Below are 16279 nucleotides of genomic sequence, written 5' to 3'. Positions count from 1 at the left end.
ATATTTACTTCACTCAGTTGCATGAATTATACGTTTTATACTAGCACCAGTTTTCGAAAAGTTCAACAAAATCAAGACTATTCACTGTAATTTGCTATTATTTATTCGCACCGGCCTTTAACCCTTCAACAAGATGATCTTGGAAGATAAAGAATAGAATTGTAATGGGAACAGCAACTAACACAGCCCCCGCAGCAAACGTTGTAAACTCTGTATTTCCTTGCCCTGTAACCATTTCAAATAAACCAACAGCGAGTGTTTTCTTTTCACCAGATCTTAGAATGAGTCTTGCAAAAATAAAATCCATCCACGGACCAATAAAGTTATTAATTGCGATAAAAACAATAATCGGCTTTGATAGAGGTAACATCACTTTGAAAAAAATCGTTAAATGACCTGCACCATCCATTTTTGCGGCTTCATCAAGACTTTTTGGAAGACCGTCGAAATAGCCTTTAACAAGCCATGCACCAAATGGAATTGAACCGCCAGCGTACACTAAAATTAAGCCCCAATGATTATCGAGTAATCCCATTTGTAGCAAAAGAATATAGATAGCGATCATTCCCATAAAACCTGGGAACATCTGTAGTACAAGCATCGCCATTAACCCTTGCGTTCTACCTGGGAAACGAAATCTTGAAAAAGCATAGGCAGCGGAAACAACTAATAGTGTGGAGATAATCATATTCCAAAAAGCGATTTTCAAGGTGTTTTTATACCAAGTTAAATAATTTGTTTCTTTAAATAAATAGATATAATGATTGAATGAAAAAGATTCGGGAATTAACCTTGTTGAAAATAACGAACTACCCGGATTCAATGAGCCCGTAATGATCCACACAACAGGATACAATACAATGATAGCAGTAATGATTAAAATGCTATAAATTAATGCATTACTTATTTTCTGATTAAAAAATAGTCTATTCACGACATCATATCCTCCTCTTTAAACGCTTTTGTATTTCTGAAGTTAAGGATAGAGAAGATTGCAATGATAATGAAAATTAATATGGATACGACTGATGCAATCGCAAATTGACCATTATCAAGTGTAAGTTTATAAATCCAACTGATCAAAATATCTGTCGAGCCAGCATAATTATAGTCCATATTTACTGGACCACCCTGTGTCATTAAGTAAATGATATTAAAGTTATTGAAGTTTCCTGCAAATGACATAATAGCTAGGGGCGCTGTTGAAAACATAACTAAAGGCATCGTAATTTTCCAAAATCGTTGAACAGATGTAGCGCCATCCACTTGGGCAGCTTCAAATAATTCCTTATCGATACTTGTAATAACGCCACTCATTAAAATCATCCAAAATGGAAAGCCAAACCACATATTGACAACAACGAGAGTGAACTTTGCCAGCAATGGATCCGATAACCAAGGAATCGCCGTATCAATAATGCCCAAATCCATTAAATAGCGATTTAACGGACCAAATTGCCCATTAAATATATTCCTCATAATGAGGATGGATATAAACTGTGGGATTGCCCAAGGTAGAATAAAAATACTGCGCCAAAACTTTTTATATTTAATGCCTTTTTGACTGATAAGTACTGCAAAAATTAGTCCTAAAAAGAATGTTGTCACCGTAGCAAGTATTGCCCAAATGACTGTCCAACCAAATACTCCGTAAAATGTAGTACTCCATGTTTTCATTTGAAATAATTGAATGAACGTATTTAATCCTACCCAATCTACTAAACTTTTTGGTGGCAAGTAATTAGGTGCAGAATAATTTGTAAAGGCTATTAAAACACCAAATAGTAATGGTAAAACAGTTAAGAATGAAGTGAACAGTACAGATGGTGTTAATAGGATATAAGGAAAGCCGTTTTCCCAAATATTTTTAAACATTTCCTTCGTATTATTTGGTTTAATGCCTTCCTCCCGCTTTGTAGCAACTTTATAGGCATCCCTAATATTAAAGTAGTAGAACCAAAGAAACAGCATGAAAGAAATTAAAAATAAGATTCCTTCTATTAGTAAGAAGATTGAGTGATCGCCTTGAACGATTTCAAATCCTTTTTGTATTTGCGGCGTTTCACCAAGTGTTGTCAGCCCCCACATCGCCCATTGGAAAGGAACTGTCCAAAATAATAGCAGATATAATTCAAGTACTAGAAAACTAACACCTTTTACATATTGCTTGTTATATAGTTGGCCTAATCCCATAAATAGAAATGAAAATAATGCGGCCTTCTTTGCCTTTGTAAAGAAGGATTTTTCAGGTGTCATTCGTTCGTTTTTGAGAATAGATGGGCTATCATCCGATACATTTTTCATATAGATCCCTCCATTTAAAGCAAGAGCCAACACTATGTTCAGTATCAGCTCTGCTTTTCATTCATACAATTATTTCGTTTGGGAATCAATTGCTTCACGTATTTGTGCCGTGCCTTTATCAAGGGCGGCTTTTGGTTCTTCAGACCCGTTCCAAATAGCTGTAAATGCTACTTCCATTCCACCCCACACCAATTCCATTGCCGGAATGTTTGGCATAGATATCGCATGTTGTGCTTGATTTAGGAAAGCAATATTAAATTCGTTTTCTTTAATTTCCTTATTTTCGAGCAATGCAATAACTGGTGGAAGCTGATTCGTGATTTCATAACGCTTTAAGAGCATTTCATCGCTTGTTGCAAACTTAGCAAACGTTGTCGCTGCTTTCGGATACTTACTATACGAGTTTACAAACAACGCTTTGACACCAGAAAACGTCGTAGGAACGGCTCCATTTTCCAACTTCGGCATTGTTGTTATCCCTAAATTTACACCGGCTTCAAGATGTCCTTTCAAAGCCCAAGGTCCTGTCATGTTATACAAGAGCTTTCCTTCGTTAAAATATGAACCAATGACATCTCCTGTAATATCTTCCTTCTTGATTGGTAGTAGGTCATTGTGAATCATTTTCATGAATTCACCAGCTTTAACCGCACCTTCATTGTTTAACCCAAGCTCATCTGGATTGGTATTATCATTGCCGAATATATAGCCACCGTAGCCACCTAAAAATGCATGTGTAAAATAGAAGTTTCCAGGCTCAAGCATAAATCCATATGAACCAGGATTTTTCTCCATAAATTGTTTTGACTGCTCTATCAATTCATCCATTGTTGCTGCTGGCTCAAATCCCATGCTGTCCAGTAAATCTTTGTTGTGGTAAAGTGCAACCGTTTCAATTGCTAGAGGGAAACCATATGTTTTCAGTTCTCCATCAGTAACAAATGAAACACCTTGCATGGCACTTTCCATGAAGCGTTCATTATATTCATCAGCAAAATAATTTTCGTAAATTAAACCGGCAGTATTCATATTCCCCACATGATCGTGTGGTGCCATAAATACATCCCCACCTAAACCGGCCGGTCCATCCGTTTGAAGTTTCCCTGGAGCATCTGTATGTGCTACTTCTTCAATTTTAACCGGGAATCCATATTCCTCAGTAAACTTTTCAGCAACATAACGAATCCATTCTCCCTCTTCGCCTTCACTGTTAGACCATACGATTAATTCTGCATCTTCTTCAGGTACCAATTCTTCTGTTTCACCTGATGTACTTTCTTTATTCTCTTCAACCCCGCCCTGCTCCGGCTCCTCTTTCACACTAGTACTACCTGGTTTACTACAAGCAGCTAGTACAACTAACAACATCATCACAAATAATAGTCTTATAGAGTTTTTCACCAATACCCCACCTTTTTGTTTTTATGATCATAAATTACATAATTGAACCCAACTCCTGAACTCCCCTTGTCATTCACCTCCGCAAATTTCCGAAACCAATGAAACCGTTTGCATTGGTTCCATAATTCTCATTATACATAGAGTTAATATAATTTCAATTGTTATTTTATTTCGCTTTACGAAAGCGAAGTTTGCTATTATCATAGCAGTAACGCTGATTACGTATTAAATCCGCTTAATTTCTATACTTATCAGACTTTTTCGGCGTTAATTTAAAGATTTAGCTTTGAATAGAATTAGTGCGTAGTAACACATTATTTGTGCAAACGTTTGTACAAAAGGAGGCTATCAATTTGTTAAAAGAAGCAATTTATCATCGCCCGAAAAATAATTTTGCATATGCCTATGATAAAGAAACACTTCATATTGCATTGCAAACCAAAAAAGATGATGTGGCTGCAGTTACATTAATCTATGGGGATCCCTATCAATGGGTAGATGGGGAATGGGCTAACCAGAAACTTGAAATGAAAAAAATGGGTTCTACCAAACTATTTGACTATTGGCAAATTGCGGTTTCACCGGAATTTCGCCGTATGCGCTATGGCTTCAAATGTATGGATGACGGCGAAGCTGTCTATTATACAGAGCGCGGCTTTTTTGATGTACAACCAAGTGATACATCCTATTATTTCTGCTTCCCCTATTTGAATAATGTAGATGTATTTGATGCACCTGCATGGGTCAAAGATACAATTTGGTATCAAATTTTCCCTGACCGGTTCGCAAATGGCGATGCTCTCATTAACCCCAAAAACACATTACCTTGGGGTAGCACCGCACCCACAACGACTAACTTTTTCGGCGGTGATTTTCAGGGAGTCATTGATCACCTTGATTACTTAGTTAAGCTTGGCATAAACGGTATTTACTTTACACCAATATTTGCTGCACATTCCAACCATAAATACGACACAATGGATTACATGGAAATTGATCCACAGTTTGGCGATAAAGAAACGTTTCGCCGACTTGTCAAAGAGTGTCACGCTAGAGGCATTCGCATAATGCTTGACGCTGTCTTTAATCACAGCGGCTTTTATTTCGAACCTTTCCAGGATGTATTAAAAAATCAAGAAAAGTCGATCTATAAAGATTGGTTCCACATTTGGGACTTCCCTATCGTGACAGAGCCAAAGCCTAATTATGATGCTTTTGCATTTGTCAACACTATGCCGAAACTAAACACTGAAAATGCTGAAGTAAAAGCCTATTTACTAGATGTTGCACGCTATTGGATTGAGGAGTTTGATATTGATGGCTGGCGTCTGGATGTTGCAAACGAAGTCGATCATGCCTTTTGGCGTGAATTCCGTCAAGTTGTCAAACGCGCGAAGCCCGATGCTTATATTTTAGGAGAAATCTGGCATGATTCGATGCCGTGGTTACAAGGGGATCAATTTGACGCTGTGATGAACTATCCATTTACCAATGGCGCAATTGATTACTTTGCTAAAAAAGTGATAGATGCCGAAAGCTTTGCCCATTCAATCACAGAGGTACTCCATATGTACCCAGCAAACGTCAACGAAGTGGCATTCAATTTATTGGACAGCCATGACACACCACGAATTTTGACATTGGCTGATGACAATATTGACAGAGTGAAGTTACTGTATCTATTCCAACTGTCCTTTATCGGAACGCCTTGCCTCTATTATGGGGATGAGATTGGCATGACCGGTGGACAGGACCCAGGCTGTCGTGCATGTATGATTTGGGATGATCAGGAGCAAAATGAGGATTTATTGAATTACGTCCGGTCATTGATTCACCTACGTAAAACAGAGCCTGTTTTTGGGAATGGCGGTAGCTTCCGATTTTTGTATGCAAACAATGAAAATGACTGCATTATTTACGAGAAATATAATGATGACAAACGCATTGTTATTGTCGTAAATAATAGCGTAAAATCACTCACCATTCCAGTCATTACGCAACTCATTGGAAAAGAACTTCGTGAGTACTCTTTTGATAACAATCTGATTCCACAAGCTGTTCATCAGACCTTCCAGACGGATTCAATGATACAGATAGACCCATATGGCTGTAGAATTTTTGAGATGAAAATGATTTAACACAAACAAGATTAGCTGGAGGATTCGTTGTAATTCTTTATTTCAAATAGATACAAGCCTGTTAATTCATTTTGAGTTAATGGGCTTAATTTTTCTGCGCACTAAAAAGGAAAAGCTAGAAACGCATTCATGCCGCCTCAAAAATCAAGATGGATAGAATCGAAATCTTATGTTAAAGTTAATTTACAAAGTTATTAAAATAAAGAAAGCAAGGGTGATACATTTGAACGTTTTAGCGGTGGATATTGGTGGTACAAATATTAAAATGTCTATGGTAGATAGCACTGGACAAACTTCTTTATTTAAAGAGATTGAGTCTGGGGCTAAACAAGGTGGGCAGTACTTGGTTGATCATTTAATGGAGGCAATTGCGGAAACCTATACTGGTTTTGAGGCTATCGGCATTAGTACAGCCGGTCAAGTAAACAGCGAAGAAGGGTCTATCATTTATGCAAATGATAACTTCCCTGGTTTTACTGGTATGCAAGTCAAAGCTATTTTCGAAGAACGTTTTGGAGTCCCTGTTAAAGTTGAAAATGATGTCAATTCGGCAGCTTTAGGGGAAAAATATTTTGGGGCTGGTCAAGCGTTTAAGGACTTTTTATGTTTAACCTACGGGACAGGCATAGGCGGTGCCATTGTCATTGATTCGACTGTTTACAAAGGGATGAATGGCTGTGCAGGTGAATTTGGTCATCTAATGCTGCATCCAGGCGGAGAGAAATGTACTTGTGGCTGTGTTGGTTGCTACGAAATGTATGGATCTACAACGGCTTTGGTGAAAAAAGCGATGGAACTTGATAGTAAATATGTCAATGGCCGAATGATTTTTGAAGGTCTTGAACAAGGTGATCAGCAGCTTGAACAAGTGCTGAATGATTGGGTGCTTGAAGTGGCAAACGGACTTGTTTCACTCATTCACATCTTTAATCCACCAGCAATTATTATCGGCGGCGGTGTGATGGAGCAGGAACAACTAGTGACTGCCGTTTCTACAAAAGTAAAACAATTAGTCATTAGTAGTTTTGCTGATGTTCAAATTATTAGCGCAACTCTTGGGAATAAGGCTGGATTGCTTGGAGCAGCATCGTTGCATTTATATAAATAATCCTATCGCTCAGCAGTGGAGCTATCTTATATTTTAGCTTTTGTGTCTTCACATTTTTACTACCTATTGTAACTGGCTCACTCATTGCTTTTTTATCATTTTCCGCATTTTATCGGAATTTCATAACGCATACGAAACCGGAATAAAAACCAGCGCCAACGACTTTGAACAGTCGTTGGCACTGGTTTTACTGTACATTACACAACTAAGAGGATGAAAAAAAGATGAAATATGACATATTATTATTCGATTTGGATGACACTTTATTTGATTTCAGATTATCAGAGATGCATGCTCTTACGAAGACGTTTCAAGCATTTGGTCTACCGAATGGATTTAATGAATACATAACGGGTTACAAGGAAATTAGTCATGTACTTTGGAATGATTTAGAGCAAGGTAATATCACATTAGCCAAGCTTAGGGTCGAGCGATTTAAGCGATTATTTTTACAGCACGAGCTGACGATCGATGCTGCTATTTTCGGAGAAGCCTATCTTGAAAATTTAGGTCAAGAAATTCATATCATTGATGGTGTACAAGACATGATGGCAGGACTTGCGGGTTACAGACTCGCATTGCTTACCAATGGCTTTAAAGATGTACAACATGCCCGCATGAACGGCTCTATTTTCGCACAGTCATTCGAAGCAATACTTACATCAGAGGAGGCAGGTAGTCAAAAACCACACGTCGATATTTTCAACTATACGTTTGATAAACTGCAAATCTCTGATAAGTCTCGTGTGTTAATGATTGGTGATTCGCTTACTTCGGATATTCAAGGTGGCAATAACTATGGCATCGATACATGTTGGTTTAATCCTCAGATGAAGAACAATGAAACCGCGATTCAACCTACGTATGAAATTCATAACTGGGCTGAATTTATTCCAAATGTTCTTTCAGTCAAATCTATCTGTTTATAAAAAAACGCCAATTTCTCGAATGCATCATTCAAGAGCTTGGCGTTTTTTCACTTTCCTTCATAGGGCCTAAAGCCATTTTTCCTCTTTACATCCGCTAACAGACGTCCATACATTGCCCGCGAACTTGGATGCTTTGTCTTCACGGTAAACATTTCTGAACTTCCTATAATAATGAGCAGCTCACGCGCCCGCGATAGCGCCACATTTAGCCGCCTGTAATCGCGTGCAAACCCAATGTCGCCCCCCTTTTCTCCGTGATTCCGTACGAAGCTTAAAATAATAATGTCCATTTCCATTCCTTGAAACTTATCTACGGATCCCGTTCGACAATGCAAATGGTGTGGCATTAAGTCCTGTTGAATTAAGCGATCAATGCGCTTGACCTGTTCCCCGTAGTAACTAATGACGCCAACACTTTTTTTATCTTCCGGTTTCATTTTACCTTCGTTCTTGGCCTTTTCAGTAGCTTGTTCCAAATCAACTAGAAGATTTTTGACCATCGTCAACTCGGCTTGGTTAAAACGACTTGTACCTCCCTTAACCTTCTCCTCAAAATACGCCGGTTTATTGGGCATATCAAACCAAAGAAGATGATCTTTTCGCCCAATATAGTGGGAATCAATCATGTGATCACGTACCGTATCAGAATCTGTCAACCCACATTGCAAACTATAGTCCCCTTCTTCATAAAAAGGTGTGATTGTCTGCATAATGCTTTCATGCATTCGATACTGAATGCCTAACATCGTCTTATTTTGCTTCGGTAATGTTCTGAACAGACGCTCGAATAATGACTCATTCAGTAGTTTTTCAAATTCTTTCTTATCTTCTTGAATATCGATTTCCTCAAGAAACTCCTCTAGTGTTTCTTGACCGACAAGCGGCGGCAACTGATGATGATCCCCTACTAATATGATTTTTTTGCCTTTTAACATTGGCAGAAGTAGCTCCGGAGGTGTTGCTTTTGACACCTCATCAATAATGACGACATCGAATGTTGGATATTCTTCCATGAAATCACGTCTTGCTGAGGCTACGCAAGTCGTACCAATGACATTGGCGTGTTTGACATACAATTTTCGAATTTCATCTAAATCATAATCGTTGGCTTCCGTCAGCAATGACAGCCATTGTTGTTGAATGGCTTGTGTAATCGGTAAACGTTGTTGGTCTTTTTTCAGTCCCTTAAGCTCTGTCCGCAATGCATCCAATATCGCAAGTACTTGGCGATGTTCCACTTCGGGCTGTTCTTTCAGTAGCTCTGCCAATACCGCGAGTCGCTGTTGCATTTCGAGCAATTCCTCACTCAGTCTTTCTTCTTCCTTCGCTGACACCTGTAACGCCAAAGAATTTTTGTGCATCTCTTCATTAGCTTGTTGAGCCGCAGTTTGCTGATGCTGCAACTCCGCTGTATATGTCTCCAGCAATTTCTTCATTTGTTCGTAATCAGCATACACTTTTTCTTTGTCAGCCAATTGTGCCTTCATATCACTTAGTACGACTGTTTCATCGACAGTGCCCAGCTGCTCCAACAATTTTGAACTCGTTTGCTGAAGATTAGTGAGCTCCAGTTGGCGATTACCATAATGCTGTTGCAGGACTGTTAGCTCTCGCTCGATTTCTGAAATGGATTGATTCACATCGTTAACGATTTCCAGTCGAATTGCGGTAAATAACGCTTTCGATTGGGCAAGAAGCCCATTTTGTTTTTCAAAGCTTGCCATTTGCATCGTTGTAAAACTTTTTTGCTGGCGCAACATATGCAAAGCAATCGCAATTTTTTCAAGGTTTTCATATTTTTCAGCTGAATAACTTTTAATAGCTAAACTCTGCTTAGTCGTCGACGCCACTATGAATCGTGCGATATTGTCAATTAACCCATTAATTTCAGCCACTGATGTATAATTACGACGTACCGTTTTCTCACCCGAATGCTTGAGAAATCCATGCTCCCTTAATAGATTTTCCATTTTGTTAATCGCAGTAGACAATCGAACGCCTAGTTCCGCCCAATCCATGTAGCCATCTGTTGATTGATTGGATTTAATCTCAACAAGTAGCCGATTTAGTTCAGTTATTTTTTGATTGGTCCCAACTGGCACTTCCATACCTGCACCAGCTAGTCGATCTTTCAAGTCTGCTAATTTGGTTAACGTTTCAATTTCTTTTACAAAATACCGGTACTCGTCTATTTTTTTATGCTTCACTTCAAGCTCTCGCCCAGTCATTTCAAGCGACTGGAGGGCTTCACCAATTTGGCGCAATGTTTGACGATAGCTGATGTTACCACGCAGTTTCACAAGCTCTTGTTGTAGGAGTTCCATTTGATCGACAGTTTGGGAACTTATTTTTTTTGATTGAAGAAGCTGCTCAATTCGCTCGATTTCCTCTGTTAACACAGCCGCTTTTTGTTGCATTTCGGCTTGGTGCTGCAACAGGCTCTCACGTTCAGTTGTAATAATTTCCATTTTGGCCGTCAGCTTGCTAACATCTTCAGAAAGTGTTTGCTGTTCAACTTCGGCTACCTGTTTCAACTTCATTTTTTCGGCTAATGTCGCCAATTCCTGTTGTAATTCTTCCTGCTGTACTTCACAACGCTCAATATCCGCTTCCAATTGCACCGCCCTCGTGCTATGCGATTGTAGTTGTTCATTGACCGCCGCTAAGGTTTGGTTTTTCCAATTAAGCGCCACATTTTCTTCGATAAACTTTTTGCCTTCCTCTTCAATACTCTCAGTTCGTCCATAGCGCAAAATTCGAATATCCTGATGTGACAATAAACGCCCAAGTGCATTATCGACCGCTAAATTAGCTTGAGAAGCGACGAGTGTGCGTAGCCCCGCCTTCACATTTTGGTGACAAATTTCAGAAATAACGGTTGTTTTCCCTGTTCCAGGAGGTCCTTGAATGACATAGAGATCATGGGAAGTCATAGCTCCCGTGACGGCTTCCTTTTGGAATTTGTTTAACTCATTATGAAAGACGAGTTGCTGTTGGTTCTTGGATATACGAACGGTAGGTCGTTCTTCAAATAAAACCTTTTCTAAATTGGCATTCGCTGCCAGACCATCTTGTAAATCTTTAAAGCCCTTGCGTAGTCTCCTTACCTGGCTAAGCTCCAAAAAGTTACTAAACGTCACTTCCTTAAACGATTTCGGTTGCCATTTATGCTGTCTAGCCATCTCTTTGAAATGACGATTCAGTTCAATCTCAACCAAGCCTTTAGAGCGATTGGCATTCAGAACATTCCCGATATCCTGTGACGTCCCTGCCATCTTAGCACTAAAGCCTTTAATCGCCTGCCAATCAGGTCCTTTTAAGTCACTACAAACAAGGCGCAGCTTGCTAAAATCCTCACTAAAAGTCGCACGCGAAAAAGCCGACGTCACATCCGCGACATCTGCATTGCGTTCCTGTATCCGCAAATAACCTTCCCAGCTAGAAATTCTCTTCTTGACATAATCAGAGCGTTCTTCTGCAATAGGCAACTCCCGAAGACTCGTATATAAGTCCACTGGCATTGTCGCCCCAGTATTACGGCCCAGTTGAAACTTTAAACGAGTTGGCAAACGACGATTGGTGCGTACAACTTCTTTTCGTCCCCTCACATGAAAGCCCGTCGCCAAAAAACCATCATGCTGATAGACGCATTCCATCACAGCAACCTTACCTTGTAGCCGCTTTGCTAGCACTTCATTCGTATCGTTATCAAAGAAAAATGAAAAGGACATATTGCCTTGTTTATTATTCGGTCGTTTCTCAATATAAATATCAAAAGCATCCTGCAACGCAAAAAGGGCATGTTCGCCCTTAACAAATTGCGCCATTCCTTTACGTGCGTTATCTGTCACACCAAGGCCACAGCGCATTACTTTTTGTTTTGTTGATTGTTGGGTCACAGGAATACCTTCTTTCTACAAATGAATAGGAGTCAGTATCCCTTGTAATTCGAGATGACTGACTCTGTATTGTGTTATCTGTTTCGTATATACAAGCTCATGTTCCTATTATAGTGTATTTCGAATGGAATGTCCCGTGATTTTGGCCGCTTGCCATGGTATGATAAAAAAATAGATCTTTGAATACATAACTAGGAGCGAATATTGTGGATAAAAAACAACAACAGCTAATTACATACTATTATACCAAATTTACGGAAAGAACTTTTGATGAAAAAGACCTGTATAGCTTTTTAATGATCGTCAAAAAAGACGCCCATGACAATAAAGTGATTCAAGAACTTAGTGATTTTCTACTACATAGGGAAAATAATACAGGCTATGTCAAAGACTACCTCGAAGAATGTAAGCACATTATTACTAATTTAGAAAAGTTGAAGAGCAGAAAGAAAATCGAAGACTTATTTTCATTTAAAGACATCAGAACAGGCTTTAATACGCTATTGGTTAATTACGGTTTTAACAAGTTATCGAATGAAATCATTAATGATTTCATTTTATGTATCATTTCTTTATTGCAAAGCGTGGCTTTGGTCTCTGGAAAATTGAACAAAGAAGTTGGCCACTTAAGTTTTGCAGCTTCTAGCAAAGAAGTCTTTTTAATGGGCAATATGAAGACACTAAGCAAAGGTCGCTATATTCCAGTGACGTTTCCCGTATTATCCGTAAAAAATATCTATGAAAAAATAACACCACAAGACAGCAATGATACGCCTTATCTTTTTAATGACTCGCTTATTGAAGTCGTCAATATAGATGGACGGTTAGTCATTACGTTTCCTGAAATAGAAATAAAGTAAAAAAAACCAGCCTATTATACATGTAGGCTGGTTTTCATTTTATTTAATTTGATAAAAGTAGATTTTTCAATCGAAACAGTACTTGGCAATACTTCTTGGTCTTTGAAAAACTGAATAGCTGTTTGATTGAATTCCTTATACTTTTCAATATTACAAACATGGCCACATGCCTCAATAATATGTAGACTTGCAGCTTTATCTACCACTGTATCTTCTTTGACAGGACCTAAAAACATATAGTCTTGATCACCCATAATATACAGTTTGGGGATAACATTTTTTTCAGTATCTATTTGCGGATAGATTTTGCAGGCCTTCCCTGCAAATCGATACCACTTAATGAACCCCTTTTGACTCAGCTTCTTTGCCTCCTGAATGAAGACATCTCTCGACTTCTTATGATGGGCTTTGGGCATTAAAATGAGCGCAAAAGTTTTATATAACCACATATAGGGTACTACATCTTTTAGCAGATTCCCCGTTCTCAATATGGCTCTAGCCACACGGGTTAGTCGAATAATTGCTCCACCTAGAATCATGCTTTTTATGCGTTCGGGCGCATGAATATGCAAAGCGTGTAAGACGACAGAGCCTAGACTAATCCCAGCAAAATGGGCTTTTTCAATAGACAATCCATCTAACACCTGCACAACATCCTTGCTCAACATTTCAGGTGTATAGGTCAACGTGGCAGGGTCATAATTCGCCGATCCTCCATGATCCCTTAAATCAATAAAAAGAAGATTGAAATGTTTCTTAAATTCTCTAACTTGCCTGTACCATATATTTGAATTTCCACCCAATCCATGGAGGAATACGACCCATTCATGCTTAGGACTTAGAAGATGCGTTTCATAATGCAACAAATGAAATATCCCCTTTTCTATTGAAGCGTTCTATTTTCGATCGTTTCAATAGAATAAGAACACACCATGCACTCTATTATCGAACGAATAGTATTCATTATATAACTTTCTTTTTATCTGGTCAACTGACGTATAAATCTTAGGAGCTTTTTAGACCAATCCCGTTGACGGTTGTTATACCCAAAATGGAGATGATACAAAAAAAAAAAAAAACCATACCCTTATTTTTAGGGTGCGGAATTTTTCGGAACACTAATTATTCGGAATTTAATCATTTCTACCGTTATTATAACATATCCTTGAACGCTTTTGCTTGCGAGTCTAGTTGATGTGCAGCAGTCCCAATTCCCCTAAACTCGTTTATAGCCTTTTCAATAAGTTCCTGACTACTGCTAATGCCTAATTGTGATCGCTGTGCGACATCACTTATTTTCATAATCTCACCTGTAATTCCATCTATATGAGATGTAACATCTTGGATAGAGTCTTGTACTCGATTTGCTAGTTTACGAACCTCGCTTGCAACAACATTAAAACTTCTTCCATGTTCACCTGCATGCGCGGCCTCAATTGCTGCATTTAAAGCCAATAGATTCGTTTGTGACGCAATGTCACGAATCGTTTTTGTAATGTTTTCAATGGAGATTGCTTGCTGCTTTAATGACTCCAAAACTTTCAAGCTTTCTTCTGACTCAGACACAAGCTTTTGATTTGCAGAGAAGATTTCTCCACTTCTAAATATCCCCTGTTCTGCCCGATCAAGTAATTCAGTAGACATTTTTTGTAACTGATAAGCAATTTCTATTGTATTGTTTTCACGTTTTGTAATATCTGTTGCTATTTTAACGACAGCTTCTACTTTTCCAAGAGCATCGAAAACAGGAGTATAAGTAGCTTCAAGCCAAATTAGGCGCCCCGTTTTAGTTACACGTTGAATTTTTTCCTGAAAGCTTTTTCCTAGTCGTAAATTTTTCCAAAAGGCTTCATATTCCTTACTTTCAACAAATTCATTTGTGCAAAATTGTTTATGCGTAAGATTTGGCATCTCAGAAACTTCATATTCTACTGTTTTTGCAAAGTTATAATTAGCCCAAAGTACCCTTCCTTGGGGATTGAACTCTATCATTGCAAGTGAACTTTCAATGGCCGCTAATACAGCACTTTCATCCAAAACCTGTTTACTAGCAGAAACTTTTTTAACTTCTCTTGTCGACATATTATTTCCCCTCCTCACCAAATTCTCTGGAAAAATAACCCTGTGTATTTTTATCTTTTTCGCAAAAATCAGTAACTTACTCGCGGTTATTCCTAATTATTTCGTTAGTATAATAGACATGTATTATTTCTCCAAATGACTTTATTAAAATAAATCAAACAAAAAATAGCCGAAAACCGCTGTTTCAGCGGACAATTCGGCCTTGTCTTTAACGTTAAACCATACTTAATTATATAACTTTAGCTACAACTGGTCAATTCACGTATTAAACTGAAAAACACCAAGCACCTAAACCATTCAGTGCTTGGCTCTTCTTCCTATTTTTTGAAATTCTTTTCGTTTTTAGCGACCTGATCAGCTTTTTTAAACTCTTCTTGGTATAGTACTTCTTGTGCTGAAGACAACCCATTATTTTTATCGGTCATTTGTTTATGCGGAGTTTTTTTCCCAGCCATGCATACACGCTCCTTCCTGTCTTATTTATCGAATAGCACTGCAATCACTAACCTATTTAGTGTTTTTCTTTTTAGCTGCGTTTTCTAATTTACTTTTTGGTGCCTCCGCGAATTCCGTATCTGTATATCCTTGCGGCGTTACACTATTTGCTTTCTTACCTTTATCTGCATTATTATTTTTCGCCATGCGCTTCACCTCCATGTAGACATTTCAATTCACATTGTAGTATGTCCAAATGGAGTAAAGACACTCCTGTATTTTTTATTTCAACTTAGCTATTTCTTCTGGTGTCAATGGACGCCACTCACCAAGTGCTAGCGTGCCGAGCGGAAGATTTTTAATTCTCACACGCTGCAACCGTGTGACTGTGTATTGAAAACGTCGACACATGCGCCGAATTTGTCGATTTAATCCTTGTGATAACGTAATTTTAAAACGATAATCATCTAGTTGAACGACTCGGCAAGGCTTTGTTTGAACATTGTCCTTTTTTCTAGGATTATAAATGTCAACACCGCTCGCCATATCTTCTATAAATTTGGCAGTTATTTTTTTATCGACCGTCACAATATAATCTTTTTCATGCTCATTTTCTTCCTTTAAAAGCTCATTCACAATGCTACCGTCATTTGTCAGTAAAATTAAACCCTCCGATTGCTTATCAAGTCGTCCAACAGGAAAAATACGTTCCGGATAATTAACAAAATCAATAATATTTCCTTCAATTCCCTTAGCCGCCGTGCACGTCACACCAGGTGGTTTATTGAGCATAATATAAATATCATTTTTATTTGCTTCAATCAACTGACCGTCTACCTCAACGCGGTCCCCTTCACTCATCACATGACCAAGTGAAATCTGCTCTCCGTTGACCGTCACTTTCCCCTCTTTAATCAGCTTATCGACCTTGCGCCTCGAACAAAATCCCGCTGAACTAATATATTGATTCAATCTCATAACATTTCCTCCGTTAATTACAAACATAATAAAACCACTATACCTTATATGAACTGAGCCCCATTTAATGGACAGTTAAAAAAAACGACGTTTTATTCTATGCACCCAAGAGGTGACTTCGGTATTGTTCCGGGGTCATCTTTTT

General features: G+C 38.4%; 13 protein-coding genes. 4 read left to right on the top strand and 9 right to left on the bottom strand.

Going from position 1 to position 16279, the window contains the following annotated elements:
* Positions 1-97: 97 nt before the first annotated feature.
* The 3 genes from R2B72_RS16920 to R2B72_RS16910 all read right to left on the bottom strand — a co-directional run bounded on the left by R2B72_RS16920 (position 98) and on the right by R2B72_RS16910 (position 3705).
* Positions 98-934, bottom strand: a complete 837-nt coding sequence (locus R2B72_RS16920; protein WP_318617999.1) for a sugar ABC transporter permease — start codon at positions 932-934, stop codon at positions 98-100.
* Positions 931-2304 carry a sugar ABC transporter permease gene (locus R2B72_RS16915; protein ID WP_318617998.1) on the bottom strand — a complete coding sequence of 458 codons (1374 nt, stop codon included), beginning with the start codon at positions 2302-2304 and terminating at the stop codon, positions 931-933. The genes R2B72_RS16920 and R2B72_RS16915 overlap by 4 nt, the downstream gene beginning before the upstream one ends.
* 69 nt (positions 2305-2373) lie before the next feature.
* Positions 2374-3705 carry a maltose ABC transporter substrate-binding protein gene (locus tag R2B72_RS16910; RefSeq protein WP_318617997.1) on the bottom strand — a complete coding sequence of 444 codons (1332 nt, stop codon included), beginning with the start codon at positions 3703-3705 and terminating at the stop codon, positions 2374-2376.
* A gap of 353 nt (positions 3706-4058) precedes the next feature.
* Between R2B72_RS16910 and R2B72_RS16905 the strand changes: the two genes are divergently transcribed.
* The 3 genes from R2B72_RS16905 (at position 4059) to R2B72_RS16895 (ending at position 7880) form a co-directional block, all read left to right on the top strand.
* Positions 4059-5843, top strand: coding sequence for a glycoside hydrolase family 13 protein (locus R2B72_RS16905; RefSeq protein ID WP_318617996.1), 1785 nt, complete (start codon positions 4059-4061; stop codon positions 5841-5843).
* A 214-nt stretch (positions 5844-6057) separates the two neighbouring features.
* Positions 6058-6951 carry an ROK family protein gene (locus tag R2B72_RS16900; protein WP_412177874.1) on the top strand — a complete coding sequence of 298 codons (894 nt, stop codon included), beginning with the start codon at positions 6058-6060 and terminating at the stop codon, positions 6949-6951.
* Positions 6952-7175: 224 nt separating this feature from the next.
* Positions 7176-7880 carry a YjjG family noncanonical pyrimidine nucleotidase gene (locus R2B72_RS16895; protein WP_318617994.1) on the top strand — a complete coding sequence of 235 codons (705 nt, stop codon included), beginning with the start codon at positions 7176-7178 and terminating at the stop codon, positions 7878-7880.
* Between the two features lie 47 nt (positions 7881-7927).
* Here the strand turns inward: R2B72_RS16895 and R2B72_RS16890 are convergent, their stop codons facing one another.
* Positions 7928-11779 carry a DEAD/DEAH box helicase gene (locus tag R2B72_RS16890; RefSeq protein ID WP_318617993.1) on the bottom strand — a complete coding sequence of 1284 codons (3852 nt, stop codon included), beginning with the start codon at positions 11777-11779 and terminating at the stop codon, positions 7928-7930.
* A gap of 206 nt (positions 11780-11985) precedes the next feature.
* On the opposite strand from R2B72_RS16890, the gene R2B72_RS16885 reads away from it, so the two are divergent.
* A complete protein-coding gene (locus tag R2B72_RS16885; protein WP_318617992.1) occupies positions 11986-12639 on the top strand; it encodes a hypothetical protein in 654 nt (217 codons plus the stop codon).
* A gap of 14 nt (positions 12640-12653) precedes the next feature.
* Here R2B72_RS16885 and R2B72_RS16880 read toward each other — a convergent pair whose 3' ends face one another.
* From R2B72_RS16880 to R2B72_RS16860, 5 genes are all read right to left on the bottom strand, one after another.
* Positions 12654-13505 carry an alpha/beta hydrolase gene (locus R2B72_RS16880; protein WP_318617990.1) on the bottom strand — a complete coding sequence of 284 codons (852 nt, stop codon included), beginning with the start codon at positions 13503-13505 and terminating at the stop codon, positions 12654-12656.
* Positions 13506-13791: 286 nt separating this feature from the next.
* On the bottom strand, positions 13792-14721 hold the full coding sequence (locus R2B72_RS16875) for a methyl-accepting chemotaxis protein (RefSeq protein WP_318617989.1): 930 nt from the start codon (positions 14719-14721) through the stop codon (positions 13792-13794).
* A 317-nt stretch (positions 14722-15038) separates the two neighbouring features.
* Complete coding sequence (locus R2B72_RS16870; protein ID WP_318617988.1) at positions 15039-15176, bottom strand: YfhE family protein; 138 nt, start codon at positions 15174-15176, stop codon at positions 15039-15041.
* A gap of 52 nt (positions 15177-15228) precedes the next feature.
* Positions 15229-15363 (bottom strand): small, acid-soluble spore protein L, encoded by a 135-nt coding sequence (gene sspL, locus R2B72_RS16865; RefSeq protein WP_318617987.1) that lies wholly within the window; start codon positions 15361-15363, stop codon positions 15229-15231.
* A gap of 75 nt (positions 15364-15438) precedes the next feature.
* Positions 15439-16134 (bottom strand): pseudouridine synthase, encoded by a 696-nt coding sequence (locus tag R2B72_RS16860; protein ID WP_318617986.1) that lies wholly within the window; start codon positions 16132-16134, stop codon positions 15439-15441.
* Positions 16135-16279 lie beyond the last annotated feature (145 nt).

This window comes from Sporosarcina sp. YIM B06819, assembly GCF_033485175.1.
GTDB lineage: Bacteria > Bacillota > Bacilli > Bacillales_A > Planococcaceae > Sporosarcina.
Note: the sequence above shows the minus strand (reverse complement) of the source record. Positions and strands in the feature narration are given on the sequence as shown.